Below are 430 nucleotides of genomic sequence, written 5' to 3' on the forward strand. Positions count from 1 at the left end.
ACCTCGGCGATCGCGAAGCGCGCGTCCTCGGCGGCGACGCGGATGTCGGTCGCCTGCAGCATCTCCATGCCGCCGGCGACGCAGTAGCCCTTCACCGCGGCGACGATCGGCTTCACCACCTCGTAGTTCCGCAAGAGGCCTTTGTAGATGACGGCGTAGTCCTCGATGATGCGCCGGTCGAAGTCGGTCTCCGCCGGCCGGAGGCCCTGCATCATGCGGACGAGCCGGTCCAGGTCGGCGCCCGCGCAGAACGCCTGCTCGCCCGTGCCGGTGAAGATCACGGCGCGGACCGACGCGTCGTCGTTGATGTCCTGCCAGGCGTCGGCCAGGCGGCAGAGCATCTCGGCGTTGATCGCGTTGCGCACCTCGGGCCGGTTCATGGTGACGGTCGCGATGCCGTCCGCCTTCGCGTAGAGGACCGCCGGCTCAG

At 69.5% G+C, this 430-nt stretch carries 1 protein-coding gene; it reads right to left on the reverse strand.

The features are described from left to right. The coding region (locus tag E6J59_19400; GenBank protein ID TMB16212.1) for an enoyl-CoA hydratase/isomerase family protein at nt 1-430 on the reverse strand (430 nt) is incomplete at both ends.

Source organism: Deltaproteobacteria bacterium, from assembly GCA_005879795.1.
Lineage (GTDB): Bacteria > Desulfobacterota > Binatia > DP-6 > DP-6 > DP-6.